We start from the raw sequence: 399 nt of genomic DNA, 5'->3' as shown, positions 1-399 counted from the left end.
GGTGGGTTGGGGGGGGGGGGGTGTGTGTGTTTGTGGTTTTTTTTTTTTTGTTGTGGGGGGGGGGGGGGGGGGGTGGGGGTTTTTTGTGTTGCTGGTGGTTGTGGGTTTTTTTTTTTTTTTTTTTTTTGTTTTTGTTTTTTTAGGTGGTGGGTGGGGTTGGGGTTGGGTTGGGGGGGGCGGGGGGGCGCCCCCCCCCCCCCCAACCAACAAAACAAAAAAAAAAACAAAAACAAAAAAAAAAAAAAAAAAAAAAAAAAAAAAAAAACAAACAACCAACAAAAAAAACAAAAAAAACAAAAAAAAAAAAAAAACCAAAAAAAAAAAACAAACAACAACAAACAAAAAAAAAAAAAAAAAAAACCAAACACCCCACACACACCCCAAAAAAAAAAACCCAGC

General features: G+C 38.6%; 1 protein-coding gene. It reads right to left on the bottom strand.

Features of this window, described 5'->3' with window-relative positions:
• Positions 1 to 139: 139 nt before the first annotated feature.
• On the bottom strand, positions 140 to 399 hold a 260-nt coding region (locus tag PUR71_RS40890), incomplete at its 5' end, for a hypothetical protein (RefSeq protein WP_329924334.1).

The organism is Streptomyces sp. SP17BM10 (genome assembly GCF_036322405.1).
Taxonomy (GTDB): domain Bacteria; phylum Actinomycetota; class Actinomycetes; order Streptomycetales; family Streptomycetaceae; genus Kitasatospora.
Note: the sequence above shows the minus strand (reverse complement) of the source record. Positions and strands in the feature narration are given on the sequence as shown.